This window comes from Vibrio jasicida CAIM 1864 = LMG 25398 (assembly GCF_000400365.1).
In the GTDB taxonomy this organism is placed as follows: domain Bacteria; phylum Pseudomonadota; class Gammaproteobacteria; order Enterobacterales; family Vibrionaceae; genus Vibrio; species Vibrio jasicida.
Map to the genome: position 1 here is coordinate 1 of NZ_BAOG01000199.1, position 264 is coordinate 264.

Annotated in this window: 1 rRNA gene; it reads left to right on the forward strand. The window is 41.7% G+C overall.

Going from position 1 to position 264, the window contains the following annotated elements:
- Positions 1 to 197: 197 nt before the first annotated feature.
- Positions 198 to 264: ribosomal RNA gene (gene rrf / locus VJL_RS26655) — 5S ribosomal RNA — on the forward strand; the annotation flags it as partial.

Here is a 264-nt window from a genome sequence, read left to right on the forward strand (position 1 = left end):
AACCTGTACTAATTGCCCGTGAGGCTTAACCATACAACACCCAAGGGGTTTTGATGGACTCAATGCAAGAACGATTGAATGTGTATAAGTAGAATTTAAAAACAGCTTTCCGAATTATTCGATTTGCAAGCAAATCTCACCCTAAAGGGCCGCACTAAAGTGCGTTTGAATTTGCGAGCAAATTGATAAAGAATTTGCTTGGCGACCATAGCGATTTGGACCCACCTGACTTCCATTCCGAACTCAGAAGTGAAACGAATTAGC